Here is a 14,237-nt window from a genome sequence, read left to right as displayed (position 1 = left end):
AAAAGGCCCCGCAAAAGCGGGGCTTTTTAGTAAAAGTGCTTATGAAAACTTTAATTTTTAGCTTATTAATCTATTTGGTACTTATTAGCCCTCTTAAAGCTCAAACTTTTGAAGAGGGGGTTGAAATTGAAGGGAAAGTATTGATGCTCTTCCCTTGCCCCAAAAGTGCCATTGTTCTTTTTTTTGATGAAAACCATAGGTCTAAAAGAATCAAAGTACTTTTAGAAGAATGTAATAAACCCCTTTATCCAGGAGATATAATAAGGTTTCGCCTTATTAAAACATTTAACGGCCAATTTTTAGCCAAAAATGTAATTATTAAAAAGAGAGGAGATTTTACCGGCGTAAGAAAGAGATTACGAAAAAGTATTCGTAAGGAATGGTCAAGGGGCGTCCGGAAGGAATGGCATAGGCAGGAACGAAGGGGAAGGGAAAAGGAAAGGGAAAGGGAAAGAGGAAGGGAAAGAGGAAGGGAAAGAGGCGGTGGACATGGTGGAGGACGCGGTAGGTAAACTTTCTTTATGGAAAATCAATCTGGCTTTTTTCATTGTGTTATTTGGCCTTTTAAATCTATCTTTTTATCTTCATCACCAAGAAATAGAAAAATTTTTTGTAGAACACGTACGCCAAGATTCTTATACACTTACAGAAGTAATTCGTCTCAATGTGGAAACAGGATCATTGGCCGAAAAAATAATAAAAAACATTCTTTATCATTTTCTTTCTAATACTGTTTCCTTTCTTGATTATCTCGATTCTATAGAACCTTTATCTCCTGACGAACTATTAGGTTTTATTCAAGAAAACGGACTTGCTGGAGTTCTTATTGAAAGACAAAATGGAGAAATTCTTTCCGTACCTGAAGGATGGTTACCAGAAGACATCAAGTGTCATAACAATTTGATTTATATCAAAAAATATAATCTATTTATGTTTTGTACAGAAAATTTATCTTCTCTAAAAAGAGTTGTAATAGGTTCCAGGGTTGAAAATATTAAGCCATTTTATGAAAAAATATCAGTTGAGGGTATTATCAATCGTATCTCCAAGCTTCCTAATGTCCGTTCCGTGGAAATTATCCCTCATAAAATAGATCAGCCAAAAGTCTCTCTTTACAAGAAAGACTTTAAAATAGAAATACCATTTCAAAATAAAACTATAATTGTTTACTTAAAAGCCAAAAACTTAGAACTTTTAGAAAAAAAACTTAGAGAACGTTACTTATTTTTGTCAATTAGTCTTTCCTTTGTCGGTTTAATATTGACTATTATCTTTTATTTCTTCCAAAAAAATTATTTAGAAAACATTAGAGACTACGAAAAGAGCCTTGCCCAACAGAAAGAAGAAGTAGCCCTTGGAAGAGCAGCAGCAACTCTTGCCCATGAAATTAAAAATCCCATTAACAACATATCTTTAGCTTTACAAAGGTTAACAAAAGAAGCGAAAAACTTATCTCAAGAAGAACTTAAGCTATTAGAACTACTAAACAAGTCTCTTTTACAATCAACTAAAACAATAGATTCTTTACTAAACTATGTACGGATTGAGAAGAATTTTAATAAAGAAAAAGTAGAACTATCCTCTCTTATTTTAGAAATCCTTGATCGCTATCAATTATCCTTAAAAGACAAGAAAATAAAACTATATAAAGATTTAGAAAAAGTATTTGTTCTGGGGAATAGGGAGTTATTATTACAAGTTTTAGAAAATTTGCTTTTAAACGCTTTAGAAGCTATAAAAGAAAGTGGTATCATAATAATTTCTCTTAAACCACAAGATAAAAATGTCATTCTAACTATAAAAAATTCAGGAGAATTACCACCTAAAGATAAACTTGAGGAAATTTTTAATCCTTACATCACTTTTAAAACAAAAGGAACGGGGTTAGGTCTAGCTTTAGTTAAAAAAATTATCAAAGCTCATGATGGAGAGGTTTACGCTGAAATCACCAATGATAATCTTTTTAAGATAGAAATTCACTTACCGAGGATATCCAATGAAGATACTCATAGTTGATGATGAAGAAATTCAGTGCCAGCTAATAAAAGGCTTTTTAGAAAAACAAGGGTACGACGTCTGTTATACATCTAACCCTAAAGAAGCTCTTGAAATATTTGAAAAAGAGCCAATATGGCTGGTTTTGGTTGACCAAAAAATGCCAGAACTTACAGGAGAAGAGTTACTGGCGAAATTGAAAGAAATAAACCCGAAAGTAAGAGCTATTATGATTACAGCCTATGGAGAAGTGGAAACCGCGGTAAAAGTTATGAAACTCGGAGCGGATGATTTTCTTGAAAAACCAATCAATTTAGACGATCTGCTTTCGCGTATAAAACGTTTAGAACAAGAAACTTTCACTAACCAAGAAGCTGAAGAAGTTATCCAAAAATTAGAAGAGAAAAAGGAGCTACCCTTAAAGATAATTGCTGAAAGCAAACAGATGAAAGAAGTCCTTTCTATGGTGGCCAGGGTGGCGAAAACTCCGTGGCCAGTTCTCATTTCTGGTGAAACGGGGACAGGCAAAGAACTTATTGCCCGCTTGATACACCTGCTAAGCGATAGGGCTCAAGGCCCGTTTATAGAGGTAAACTGTGCGGCTATTCCGGAAACCTTATTTGAGTCTGAACTTTTTGGCCATGAAAAAGGAGCCTTTACTGGCGCTACCCAATCAAAACGCGGCCGTTTTGAACTGGCCCACAAGGGAAGCATATTCCTTGACGAAATAGGCGAAATGCCCCTTTCCATTCAACCCAAGCTCTTAAGGGTTCTACAAGAATCAAAGATAATGCGTCTTGGTAGTGAACGAGAAAAAGAAGTGGATGTGAGAGTCATTGCCGCTACCAATCGGGATTTAAAAGCTATGGTCGAAGAAGGCCGTTTCCGAGAAGATCTCTACTATCGCCTTAATGTCTTTGAAATAAAGATACCGCCTCTTCGTCATCGAAAAGAAGATATACCAGCGCTAATAGAGTTTTTTATAAAAAAATATGCCTTTAGACCAGTCAAATTCTCTCCTGAAGCCCTGAATATATTAATCAAATACCCCTACCCAGGAAATGTCAGAGAGTTAGAACATATAATTCAGCGCACGGTAACGTTAGCGCGAGGTTCTCTTGTTACCCCTGAAGATCTTCCCGAAGAACTCAAACGTTTTAAGGCCACCAAGCTTGGCCCCCTTGAAGAACGCCTAGCCCAGATAGAGAAGGAAATGATTCTTGAGGCCTTAAAAAAGGCCAACTGGGTACAAACCAAAGCCGCAGATCTACTGGGTATAAGTGAACGGGTATTACGCTATAAAATGGCCAAACACGGCCTAAAAAAACCTAGCAAAGGAGGAAACTGATGCGCAAATACGTGAGTTTATTTTTATTTTGGTCATTAATGGCCATGCTCGTAACCGGGATAGTGCTTTTTATTATGCCCCATGGCCGCGTGGCCTACTGGACAGGATGGACCTTACTTGGCCTTGATAAAGACCAATGGCAATCGTTACACATTGTTTTCGGGATTCTAATGTTAATTTTTGGATTCTGGCACCTTTATCTGAACTGGCGCCCATTTGTTAAATACGTGAAAGAAAAGCTTTCTCCAGCTAACCCGGCGGTAATTACCACCCTTGTTTCTTTGGTATTGTTAGTAATGGCGGTAAAATACATACCACCTATAAATTATCTCCTGGAATTTCAAGAAAAGATTAAAAACTCCTGGGTAAAACCCACCACTCCACCACCGGTGCCGCACGCTGAGCTCATGCCTTTGAGAGATATTGCCATGCGGCTTGGCATGCGTCCGCGCGACGCTGTGGAACTTTTGAGACAACACGGATTAGAAGTTCCTTCTGGACAGATTAGTCTGAAGGAAGTTGCCAAACTAAATGGCAAAAGACCTTCAGAGGTCTATCAAATACTGATCCAAGCAAGCCAAAATAGGAAATAGAGCTTTAGTTAGGCCGCAGCCCCCTTGCGGGACCCAACGATAACTCTTTTTGTCACTGTGAGAAGCACGAAGGGCCGACAAGCAGTCCCTATCCCGAGTGCAGCTAAGGGATCTCTGGACTGCTTAGCTGCGGGATTGCTTCGGCCTCTAACGAGGCCTCGCCATGATCCCCTCTTATTGTCACTGCGAGCGGAGGGAAGCAGTCTCAGAGATTGCTTCGGCTGCAGGCGAAGCCTCACAAGGGGGCACAGTTGTGCCCCCTAAAAATTAATCTGAGTGTTTTTTAAGAAAGGCCTTGAAGAAATCTATAGGAATGGGGAAAAGAGTTACTGAATTGTTTTCTGCCGCTACTTCTCTTAAGGTTTGCAAATATCGTAGCTGAATGGTTATTGGAGATTCCTCCATCATCTTGGCGGCCTGAAGCAGCTTTTCCGCGGCCTGGAGTTCACCCTCGGCGTTAATAATCTTAGAACGTCTTTCTCTTTCAGCCTCAGCCTGTTTGGCCATGGCCCGTTTCATCTCATCTGGAAGGTCAATTTCTTTAATCTCCACTTTGGAGACCTTGACTCCCCAGGGTTCAGTATCAGCGTCAAGGATTTCCTGAATCTTCATGTTGAGCTTCTCTCGCTCGGCCAGGAGCTCGTCAAGTTCAGCCTGGCCACAAATGCTACGAAGAGTTGTCTGGGCAAGCTGGCTGGTGGCAAAATAATAATTCTCCACTTGAACCACTGCCTTAGCGGCATCAACCACCCGAAAATACACCACGGCACTTACTGAAACAGAGACGTTGTCTCTAGTGATTACCTCCTGAGGAGGAACATCAAGAGTTATGGTCCGTAAATCCACTTTTACCATTTTATCAATGAAGGGAATTAAGATGATAATACCCGGGCCTTTAACACCTATTAAACGTCCTAAACGAAAAACCACAGCCCTTTCGTATTCTTTGAGAATCTTTACCGCTGAGGCCAAAAACAAAATGGCAAAAATTACCACAAACGTTATGGGAATATTCATAGGTCCTCCTAACTTCCTTGTATTTTTTAAATTTATTTATAACCTGTTCTCTATTCGATAGCTATCTTTTATTAAGTTTTATTGCTAAATTACTAAAAATTAAGGCAGCCCCGCCTCCCCTGTCTAAAATTTCTATAACTCTAAATTTCATATATTAATCCGAGTGTTTTTTACACGACAAATTATCGCCGCTGACATAATCGCTAAAGCAAAGTAACCTTCGCTGTCACTGCGAGGCCTCGTTAGAGACCGAAGCAGTCTCAGGGATTGCTTCGCTTCGCTCGCAATGACCGCTCTTGTCGCCTATTTAGTGACACAATTAATAAAAGGACTGAGCTTTATATGGGCTTTATAGTTGATAGCCTTTTAAAAACGTGTTTTAAATGACTCTGATCCCCAAAAAAGGAGGAAATTATGGCCCCTGAAAAAATAAAGCTCACTGAAGACCACAAACTCATTGTCCCAGATGAACCTATAATTCCATATATTGAAGGAGACGGTATCGGGCCAGACATTATGCGAGCAGCCATTCCCGTATGGAACGCTGCGGTGGAAAAGGCGTATCAAGGAAAACGCAAAGTCCACTGGAAGGAAATCCTCGCTGGCGAAAAGGCCTACAAAGAAACCGGAAACTACCTTCCCGAAGAGACTATTCAGGCTATGCGAGAACACGTAGTCTCTATAAAAGGCCCTTTAACCACTCCTGTTGGTGGAGGCTTTCGCAGTCTAAACGTAACTATTCGCCAGGTGCTTGACCTTTATTCCTGCGTGCGTCCGGTAAAATGGGTGCCAGGCGTGCCAAGCCCGGTGAAACACCCTGAATTAGTTGACATGGTCGTTTTCAGAGAAAACACTGAAGATGTTTACGCGGGCCTTGAATGGGAAGCTGGCTCGCCTGAAGCCAAAAAACTTATTGACTTTATCAGAGACGAACTGGGTAAAGAAATTAGAGAGGACTCAGGGATAGGCATTAAACCCATAAGCCGCTTTGGCACTAGGCGCCACGTGCGTAAAGCCATTGAGTACGCCTTAACCTACGGGCGCAGAAGTGTAACCCTGGTGCATAAAGGAAACATCATGAAATACACCGAAGGGGCCTTCTGCAAGTGGGGCTACGAGCTAGCCAAAGAAGAATTTTCCGAAGTCACTATTACCGAAGACGAACTCTGGGAAAAGCATGACGGCAAACTCCCTGAAGGCAAAATTCTCATTAACGACCGCATTGCCGACGCCATGTTCCAGTGGGCCTTGTTAAGACCTGCGGAATACGATGTGCTCGCTATGCCTAACTTAAATGGCGACTACATCTCTGACGCTCTCGCCGCCCAGGTAGGAGGCCTTGGCCTGGCACCTGGTGCAAACATTGGTGACGGCTACGCCGTGTTTGAAGCTACCCACGGCTCTGCTCCCAAATACGCTGGGCTTGACAAAGTTAACCCCAGTTCCGTTATCCTTTCAGGGGCTATGATGTTTGAATATCTCGGCTGGCGTGAAGTGAAAGATCTTATCTGGGAAGGTATTTCCAGAGCTGTTCAGGAAAAGGTAGTCACCTATGACCTAGCCCGCCAGATTGAAGGTGCCAAAGAAGTTAAATGCTCCGAATTTGGCCAATACGTAGTGGAAAAAATAAAAGAGCTTTAAGGAGGAAGCCTGGCCCATGGCTCGCCCAAAGTACGATTTTGCTAACATTGAAACCAAGTGGCAAAAGAAGTGGGAAGAAAGCAAAGCCTTTGCCGCCATTGATGGTGACAAGTCACGCCCGAAGTACTATGTACTTGAAATGTTCCCCTACCCCTCCGGGCGAATACACATGGGTCACGTGAGAAATTACGCCATTGGTGATGTTTTGGCCCGCTACCGCAAGATGCGTGGCGCTAATGTGCTTCACCCCATGGGCTGGGACGCGTTTGGCTTGCCGGCAGAAAACGCCGCCATTAAACACGGCACCCATCCTGCTAAGTGGACTTATGAAAACATTGCCTACATGCGCAATCAGCTAAAACGCTTGGGGCTTTCTTATGACTGGAACCGTGAATTGGCCACCTGCGACCCGGACTATTACCGCCACGAGCAGCGCTTCTTCATTGAAATGCTTGAGCGGGGCCTGGCCTATCGTAAAAAAACTACGGTGAACTGGTGTGAAAGCTGCCAGACCGTGCTTGCCAATGAGCAGGTAGAAGACGGTTGTTGTTGGCGCTGTGGCGAAGAAGTGGTGCTAAAAGAAATGGACGGCTGGTTTTTCCGCATCACTGCTTACGCCGAAGAACTTTTGCAAGATATTGAAAAACTCCGGGGCAAGTGGCCAGAAAAGGTCCTCGCCATGCAGATAAACTGGATAGGCAAAAGCGAAGGTGCAGAAATAGACTTTCCTATAGAGGGCCTTGACGAAAAAATTACCGTCTTTACCACCAGGCCAGATACCTTATACGGGGTAACCTTCATGAGCCTTTCACCTGAACATCCGCTGGCCAAAAAACTGGCTGAAAAAGACCCTGAACTCTTCTCCAAATTTGAAGAATTTCTCAAGGAGACCAGACGTGAGCGTCGGCAGATTGAAGAAGGCACTTTTGAGAAAAAAGGCCTTTTCTTAAACGCTTATGCCATACATCCTCTAACCGGAGAGAAAATTCCAATTTTTGCCGCCAACTTCGTGCTCATGGAATACGGCACCGGGGCGGTAATGGCCGTACCTGCTCATGATCAGAGAGACTTTGAATTTGCCCAAAAATATGGCCTTCCCATAAAAGTAGTCATTCAGCCTGAAGGCGAGGAACTTTCTCCTGAAAACATGAAAGAGGCCTATGAGGGTCCAGGTATAATGGTAAACTCAGGGCCTTTTTCTGGCCTCCCAAACGAAGAGGGCAAAAAGAAGATTACCGCTTACCTTGAAGAAAATGGCCTCGGCCGTGGCAAAGTGACTTATCGCCTGCGGGACTGGGGTGTTTCCCGCCAGCGTTACTGGGGCTGCCCTATTCCGATAATTTATTGTGAACACTGCGGCATTGTGCCTGAAAAGATCGAAAATCTCCCGGTTAAACTGCCTCTTGACGCCGAGCTTGACGAACACGGCCGCTCACCTCTACCCAAGCTTGAGTCTTTCGTTAAAACTACCTGCCCTAAATGTGGACGTGAGGCTCGCCGTGAAACAGACACCTTTGATACTTTTGTGGAATCATCATGGTATTTTGCCCGTTTTGCCTGCCCCCACTCCGAAGAACCGCTTGATAAAGAAAAGGTCTCCTATTGGCTTCCAGTGGATCAATATATCGGCGGTATTGAGCACGCCATACTTCACCTGCTTTATGCCCGCTTTTTCACTAAAGTTTTACGGGATCTTGGTTATCTTGACTTTGACGAACCCTTTGAGCGGCTTCTTACCCAGGGCATGGTTATTAAAGAAACCTATCGTTGCCCCAAACACGGCTGGCTTTATCCGGAAGAAGTTTCAGAAGACGGCCGTTGCCTAAGAGATGGCTGTGGAGAGAAGGTAACCATTGGCCGTTTTGAAAAGATGTCTAAAAGCAAACTCAATGTAGTTGATCCAAACGCCATGATTGAACGCTACGGCGCAGACACAGTACGTCTTTTCATGCTCTTTGCCGCTCCTCCAGAAAGAGACCTTGAATGGAGTGACGCTGGCATTGAAGGGGCCCACCGCTTTTTGCAACGGGTTTTCAGGTTGGTTACGGAAAACTTAGAAGAACTTAAAAAAGTAAAGGCATATGCCGGAAAGCAAGATGACTTACCTAAAACTTTACGGGACTTGAGGCACAAAACCCACCAAACCATAGCCAAAGTCACTGAAGATATAGAAAAACGCTATCAATTTAACACGGCTATTGCCGCAATAATGGAGCTGGTAAACACCTGCTACGACACGCTAGGAAAAGACGCCAGCCAAGAAGCCCTGTTCTGGCCGGTAATGAGGGAAGCGGTAGAGGCTATTCTCCTTTTACTTTCACCAGTAGCACCACACATCTGCGAAGAACTATGGGAAGCACTAGGGAAAGATGGCCTTATTGCCAACGCGCCGTGGCCTGAAGCTGACAAAGAAGCCTTAAAAGCTGAAGAGGTAACCATAGCCATTCAGGTTAACGGAAAACTCAGAGACCAGATCCAAGTGCCAGCTGGTACATCTCAGGAAGAAATTAAGGAAGTGGCTCTTTCAAGACCTAAAGTCAAGCGTCACGTAGAGGGAAAAGAGATAAGAAAAGTCATATTTGTGCCCAATAAACTTATAAATTTCGTGATAAAATAATAAAAAGTCCTATAACAAGACTTTTGCAAAATGCTATACTTAAGAGACTGCTTCGCCCATACGGGCTCGCAGTGACTAAATGGCAGATGGCCGATGGCTGGTGGCTGATGGTAGATGGAGGAAAAGACTGCTTCGCTCCGCTCGCAGTGACAAAGGAAGTAAAGGCTCGCAGTGACAAAAAGAAAGAGTAATTGCGAGGCTGCGCCCAGTAGTCGAAGCCTTCCTTATCCTTGTCGTGAAGCAACATAGTTGCTTCTAAATTTGGCAAAGGTCTCTATAAGCTTTTATTTATGTTAATGACTCAAAGAGACGACAATTCTTTTAACTGTCGTCGCAAATCTATTTTTGTCATGTAAAAAATTAATGAAATTGGAATGTTTGTAGATTTAACAAACTTTATAACAAAACAAACCTAATTAGGAGTAGCCTTGGAATTCTCCCTTCAAAAAAAAGCCACTGTTATAGCGAGTACTGTAGCTACTTTTTTAGTAGTTATTAAGCTTATTATTGGGCTAGTGAGCGGTTCAGTAGCTGTTTTAGCCTCAGCAGTTGATTCTATCCTTGATATTTTTGTCTCCATTTTCAATTATTTTGCCATTCATAGCGCGGAAAAACCTCCTAATGAAAAGTTCAATTATGGCCTAGGGAAAATAGAAGCCCTCGCTGCGGTGATAGAAGGTTTAATCATTTCAGCTTCAGGTCTTTTTATAGCGTATGAAGGAATAATAAAAATTATCCATAAAGAGCCAGTAACCAATCTAGGTATTTCTTTAGTTGTTATGGTTATCTCGATTCTAATTACTACAGGTCTGGTACTCTTTTTAGAGTCTGTGGCCAAAAAGACAGGAAATCTGGTGATAAAATCAGAGGCACTCCATTATAAAACAGACCTTTTTACCAACTCTGCCGTTCTTCTTTCTCTCTTAATTGTACATTTTACTAAATTTTACGCCATTGATGGCATTTTTGGCCTTTTAATTGCCTTTTATATCATTTATTCAGCTTCTAAGCTCATTAAAGAAGGTATTTTGATCCTAATGGATGTTTCTCTGGAAGACGAAATTATAGAAAAAATTATTGAAATTATAAAAACCACTCCGAAAGTTACGGACTATCATTTTTTAAAAACGAGAAAAGCTGGCCCTTTCAATTTTGTTGATGTTCATCTAGTCTTTTCTCGGGACATCTCTTTAGAAGAAGCCCATCACATTTCAGACTTAGTAGAAGAAAAAATCAGAAGCATAGACCCAGATAAAAGATGGGAGATAACCATCCACTTAGATCCATTCGATGATTCAGACAAGCACACCCGCGTTGAGGCCAGCCAGCCAAACTAGTGATCAGCCCAGGGAGGCCTTCCTGGTCCACGAACGTTTATTTCTCGGCCATCAGGTAAAATAACCTTAAAAATATCTAAATCGGGCTTGCCATCATCAAAATCAACTTGGCCAATCACGGTTATCGTTTCTCCCACTGGAAGAACAACGCGATGAAACCTTGGAGGGCCAGCTTCTATTACAATCCGCCCTGTACCATCATTGAAAAGATATTCGTTTCCCTCGAGATGAATTTCTATTACACCTTCAATTTCTACTATCTCGTGATAGACAGGATTAGCTAAAATATCAGCTACGGTTTTTTTGACTGGATTATAAGTAACTTTTCCTGATCTCTCGGATTTAACAGAAGGCTTGTATATTCCAGGTTCTAGTTGAGAAGAAGACTCTCCGTTTAACCGTGTTTCTGATGCCTGAGAGCTAATTACTCCTAAAACGGCAAGATAACTCAGCAAAATTGCGCCCTAAATCATGCTTATCCGTTGCATGTTTATCTCTCCTTAGAGACCTTTGCAAAATTCAAAAAAACATGGATTGATCGCTACGGCGAGACTTTCGCCTCGCGAGAGCGTTATTTCGGCCCTGAGATTGCTTCGCTCGCCACAGCTCGCTCGCAATGACCCTGCTGGGCCACTCCGTCGGCCCTGCGGGGCTTCTGGTAAATATGAGTGAGAAGTGAAAAGTGAGAGGTGAGAAATGGCAAGTGAGAGCCATTTACCATTCTGTCACGGCTAGGAGTCAATAGGAAGATCCCTTCGCTACGCTTGGGACAGGCGAAGCAGTCTCCGGGATATTACCAGTAGCCCTCAGCCATTGGCCATCCACCATGTAGTCACTGCGAGCCCGTATGGGCGAAGCCGTCTCTTTAAGTATAACATTTTGCAAAAGTCTCTTTTAAAATAAAATTTGTCAATAAAATCGCTTATTTAAAAAATTTATAGAAAAAGACTATACATCTACCCCTAAATATAATTAATCTTTTTAAATACAAGTTGTCATAATTTATAAAAAAACTATAAAGATTTTGTCGGTATGAAATATTTTTACTTAAAAAAAGAACACAACACTCTATCTCTCAGCGAAGGCGAGGATGGCTCGAATTCTCTGCTAATTGGGGCCTTTGCCTGCGAAGTTCCCGATGAAAATCATCTTTTTTCGCCCACTTTACGTGTAAATGCTTCCTTGGGCGACTTTGACAGGTTCTTTCTCGAAAAAATAGCCATTCTCGAAAAAAAACGTTTTGAAGAAAATTGGGTAAAGTCTTATACGGTAAATAAAAAAGGAAAAATTATTGTTCTCTCAAAAGAGCCCGAAAAGCTTACACGATTTGAGTATATTTACGGCGGACTTTTAGACCTTTTTACTCTTTCTTTAGGAACTCCCTCCCTCACCCATCCTGTTGCCCAGGATATCAAAGTCTCAAAGAGTAAAGAAAATTACCTTGTAGAATTTGTTAGGCGCTTACCTATAGAGGAAGAAAAATGTACTTATTGTGGAATCTGTGGGCCAAGTTGCCCAAAAGAAGCTATACTACCCGACCTTCAAGTAGATTTTACTCGCTGCGACCTGTGCCTAGAGTGTGTTAAAGCTTGCCCAGAAGGAGCCATTGACTTCAATCGTTTTGAAAGTATTGAACTCAAAGCTCCTTACCTGCTCTTCCTCGAAGAAACAAAAATAGAACTTCCAAAAGACCAGGACGGTATATTTTTCTTTGAAAATTTTGATGAACTTTTGGCCCTTCAGGGAGAACACGAAGTCGTTGAATTAGTTAAACAGAAGCCTAAAAATTGTCAGCACATAAGTTATTTAAAAACCGGTTGTAGTTTGTGTTTAGAAGCTTGTCCTGAAAAAGCCATAAAAGAAATAGACGATGGTCTTCAAATAGACCATTTCAAATGTAATGGCTGTGGAACTTGTATAAGTGTCTGCCCTACAGGAGCCGTCGTTTTTTCTCCATTTGAAGACCAAAGTTTCTTTGAATATTTCGGTGAGCTTTCTCTTAAAAATTGCCGGGTTATCTTGGCTCACGAAGAAGATTTGAAAACCTTTTGGTGGTTTCGTAATAAAGAGAAATTCCCCGAGCACATTTTTATTGAATATGGAGAGCCAAGAGCACTTAACAGTGCTCATCTTCTATATTTATGGGCTCGCGGCGCCTCTCAAGTTTATTTGGTTGCCGAAAAAAAACTTGGCATTGAAAAGGAACTCGCCTTTGCCAATAAAATTGCCCACCATTTCAGCGGAAAAGAGCCTTTTAAAATTCTTTTACCTCAAGAATTCAAAACTATTTCCTTAGAAAAACCGCCTAAAAACCCCTTAAAAGAATTCTTTTCTCTGCCTGAGGGGATAAAAGAGCGCAGGGAAGTATTAAAAGAAGTTCTCGCCTTCCTTATTTCTATCAACAAAGAAATTCCGATTGTTTTAGAACATGACTCTTTTGGGGAAGTTACCGCCAAAGAAGGTTGCACCCTTTGTGGTGCCTGCCTAAATGTTTGTCGTATAGGGGCCCTTTCAGCCAATGAGGAAGACTTTGCCTTAATTTTTACTCCAATAAAATGTATAGCTTGTAGCGCCTGCCTGGTGGCCTGCCCTGAAAAGGTTCTTGAGTTAACTAAAGGCCTTCGCCTGGAAAAAGGCTTTTTACAAACCAAAACACTGGCCAAAAGTGACCCAGCTCGCTGCCGAAACTGTGGCAAAATTTTTGGCACTAAAAAGAGCATCGAAAAGGTAAAAGAACTATTGAAGGCCCAAGGGCGTTTAAAAGATCTTGAGGAGATACTTGAACTTTGTGAAGATTGCCGAGCCATAAAAATGCTTGAAAAAGGAGTTTAAATGCAACTTTCAGAAATAGACCGCGCTCGTATATTCTTATTCGACTTTTTGAAATCTCTATTCCTAGAAGAACCAACTCCTGAAAAGAGAGAAACCTGGCTTAAAGTCCTTGAAAAAATTGCTGGCCAGACTGACTTCGAACCCTTAGACCAGGCCTTATTAGGCCTAAAAGAATTTTTAAAAAAGACAGACCCTGATCAACTAAAAGAAGAATACTATGAACTTTTTGTAAACCCAACCCGGGAAAAACCTCTTGTCTTGACCGCTTCTTATTTCATAGATGGTAAAGCCATAGGGCCCACTTTGGCCAAATTACGTAAAAATTTAAACGAACTAGGAATAACGAGAAGTGAAAATTTTAAAGAATCAGAAGACTCCCTAGTTTTTTTGCTAGATCTGATGATAATTTTGATTGAAAAATCCTGTAAAGATAATATATATTTTAAACACTTAGAAAATATTTTTGAAAAATTTTTATTACCTTGTGCGGAAGGGGCGTATGAAAGGCTTACCTCTGAAGAAAAATCCAGTTTTTACAGAAAGTGTGCCGAAGTATTGAGGTCTTACCTAGAGCTTGAAAAGAGATTTTTAACCGAAGGATAAAGTTTGTCGATAAGTTCAAAATAAAGCCATTAAAACAAAAGAAGGGAGGTTTTTTATGCCAAAGATAGACGATGGCAAGCGTTCGTTTATCAAAAAAGCAATAGTAGTAGCTGGAGCGGTTTTGGCTTTGGGCTCAAATAAAGCCAAGGCCAATAAAGTGAAGACCGGCTCTCAAAATGAGGTGCTTTACAGAGAAACAGAGACCTTTCGCAAGTATTACGAAACTCTAAGAAGATAAAAAAACTAGGAGGTGT

Annotated in this window: 12 protein-coding genes; 10 read left to right on the top strand and 2 right to left on the bottom strand. The window is 41.5% G+C overall.

Features of this window, described 5'->3' with window-relative positions:
• The first annotated feature begins 41 nt into the window (after nt 1-41).
• The 4 genes from THEIN_RS09330 to THEIN_RS09315 are packed head-to-tail and all read left to right on the top strand — an operon-like array spanning nt 42 to nt 3,936.
• Nucleotides 42-512, top strand: coding sequence for a hypothetical protein (locus THEIN_RS09330; protein WP_148236956.1), 471 nt, complete (start codon nt 42-44; stop codon nt 510-512).
• Nucleotides 490-2,016, top strand: coding sequence for a sensor histidine kinase (locus tag THEIN_RS09325; protein ID WP_013908426.1), 1,527 nt, complete (start codon nt 490-492; stop codon nt 2,014-2,016). The genes THEIN_RS09330 and THEIN_RS09325 overlap by 23 nt, the downstream gene beginning before the upstream one ends.
• On the top strand, nt 1,997-3,343 hold the full coding sequence (locus THEIN_RS09320; protein ID WP_013908425.1) for a sigma-54-dependent transcriptional regulator: 1,347 nt from the start codon (nt 1,997-1,999) through the stop codon (nt 3,341-3,343). The genes THEIN_RS09325 and THEIN_RS09320 overlap by 20 nt, the downstream gene beginning before the upstream one ends.
• Entirely contained in the window at nt 3,343-3,936 is a 594-nt protein-coding gene (locus THEIN_RS09315; RefSeq protein ID WP_013908424.1) for a DUF4405 domain-containing protein, read from the top strand. The genes THEIN_RS09320 and THEIN_RS09315 overlap by 1 nt, the downstream gene beginning before the upstream one ends.
• 267 nt (nt 3,937-4,203) lie before the next feature.
• On the opposite strand, the gene THEIN_RS09310 is transcribed toward THEIN_RS09315, so the two are convergent.
• Entirely contained in the window at nt 4,204-4,953 is a 750-nt protein-coding gene (locus THEIN_RS09310) for a slipin family protein (protein WP_013908423.1), read from the bottom strand.
• A gap of 414 nt (nt 4,954-5,367) precedes the next feature.
• On the opposite strand from THEIN_RS09310, the gene icd reads away from it, so the two are divergent.
• The 3 genes from icd (at nt 5,368) to THEIN_RS09295 (ending at nt 10,548) form a co-directional block, all read left to right on the top strand.
• Nucleotides 5,368-6,594: an isocitrate dehydrogenase (NADP(+)) gene (gene icd, locus THEIN_RS09305; RefSeq protein WP_013908422.1), complete on the top strand. Its 1,227-nt coding sequence runs from the start codon at nt 5,368-5,370 to the stop codon at nt 6,592-6,594.
• Between the two features lie 16 nt (nt 6,595-6,610).
• Complete coding sequence (gene leuS / locus THEIN_RS09300; protein ID WP_013908421.1) at nt 6,611-9,211, top strand: leucine--tRNA ligase; 2,601 nt, start codon at nt 6,611-6,613, stop codon at nt 9,209-9,211.
• 428 nt (nt 9,212-9,639) lie between these two features.
• Nucleotides 9,640-10,548 carry a cation diffusion facilitator family transporter gene (locus tag THEIN_RS09295; protein WP_013908420.1) on the top strand — a complete coding sequence of 303 codons (909 nt, stop codon included), beginning with the start codon at nt 9,640-9,642 and terminating at the stop codon, nt 10,546-10,548.
• On the opposite strand, the gene THEIN_RS11755 is transcribed toward THEIN_RS09295, so the two are convergent.
• The gene (locus THEIN_RS11755; RefSeq protein WP_013908419.1) at nt 10,545-11,003 is read right to left on the bottom strand and encodes a YgiW/YdeI family stress tolerance OB fold protein; all 459 of its coding nucleotides are present in this window, start codon (nt 11,001-11,003) and stop codon (nt 10,545-10,547) included. The genes THEIN_RS09295 and THEIN_RS11755 overlap by 4 nt on opposite strands.
• 577 nt (nt 11,004-11,580) lie before the next feature.
• Here THEIN_RS11755 and THEIN_RS09285 point away from each other — a divergent pair.
• From THEIN_RS09285 to THEIN_RS09275, 3 genes are read left to right on the top strand one after another with little or no spacing between them, the layout of a single operon-like run.
• On the top strand, nt 11,581-13,380 hold the full coding sequence (locus tag THEIN_RS09285; RefSeq protein ID WP_013908418.1) for a 4Fe-4S binding protein: 1,800 nt from the start codon (nt 11,581-11,583) through the stop codon (nt 13,378-13,380).
• Complete coding sequence (locus THEIN_RS09280) at nt 13,381-13,983, top strand: TorD/DmsD family molecular chaperone (RefSeq protein WP_013908417.1); 603 nt, start codon at nt 13,381-13,383, stop codon at nt 13,981-13,983. It abuts the gene before it with no gap.
• 55 nt (nt 13,984-14,038) lie between these two features.
• Nucleotides 14,039-14,221 carry a hypothetical protein gene (locus THEIN_RS09275; protein ID WP_013908416.1) on the top strand — a complete coding sequence of 61 codons (183 nt, stop codon included), beginning with the start codon at nt 14,039-14,041 and terminating at the stop codon, nt 14,219-14,221.
• Nucleotides 14,222-14,237: the final 16 nt, after the last annotated feature.

Origin of the sequence: Thermodesulfatator indicus DSM 15286 (genome assembly GCF_000217795.1) — a bacterium.
GTDB lineage: Bacteria > Desulfobacterota > Thermodesulfobacteria > Thermodesulfobacteriales > Thermodesulfatatoraceae > Thermodesulfatator > Thermodesulfatator indicus.
This window is presented reverse-complemented; position numbering and strand designations above follow the sequence as displayed.

Coding starts and splice junctions, on each gene's coding strand:
- THEIN_RS09320 (WP_013908425.1), top strand. CDS start 1,997: ATGAAGATACTCATAGTTGATGATGAAGAAATTCAGTGCCAGCTAATA.
- THEIN_RS09280 (WP_013908417.1), top strand. CDS start 13,381: ATGCAACTTTCAGAAATAGACCGCGCTCGTATATTCTTATTCGACTTT.
- icd (WP_013908422.1), top strand. CDS start 5,368: ATGGCCCCTGAAAAAATAAAGCTCACTGAAGACCACAAACTCATTGTC.
- THEIN_RS09325 (WP_013908426.1), top strand. CDS start 490: ATGGTGGAGGACGCGGTAGGTAAACTTTCTTTATGGAAAATCAATCTG.
- leuS (WP_013908421.1), top strand. CDS start 6,611: ATGGCTCGCCCAAAGTACGATTTTGCTAACATTGAAACCAAGTGGCAA.
- THEIN_RS09285 (WP_013908418.1), top strand. CDS start 11,581: ATGAAATATTTTTACTTAAAAAAAGAACACAACACTCTATCTCTCAGC.
- THEIN_RS09275 (WP_013908416.1), top strand. CDS start 14,039: ATGCCAAAGATAGACGATGGCAAGCGTTCGTTTATCAAAAAAGCAATA.
- THEIN_RS09315 (WP_013908424.1), top strand. CDS start 3,343: ATGCGCAAATACGTGAGTTTATTTTTATTTTGGTCATTAATGGCCATG.
- THEIN_RS09330 (WP_148236956.1), top strand. CDS start 42: ATGAAAACTTTAATTTTTAGCTTATTAATCTATTTGGTACTTATTAGC.
- THEIN_RS09310 (WP_013908423.1), bottom strand. CDS start 4,953: ATGAATATTCCCATAACGTTTGTGGTAATTTTTGCCATTTTGTTTTTG.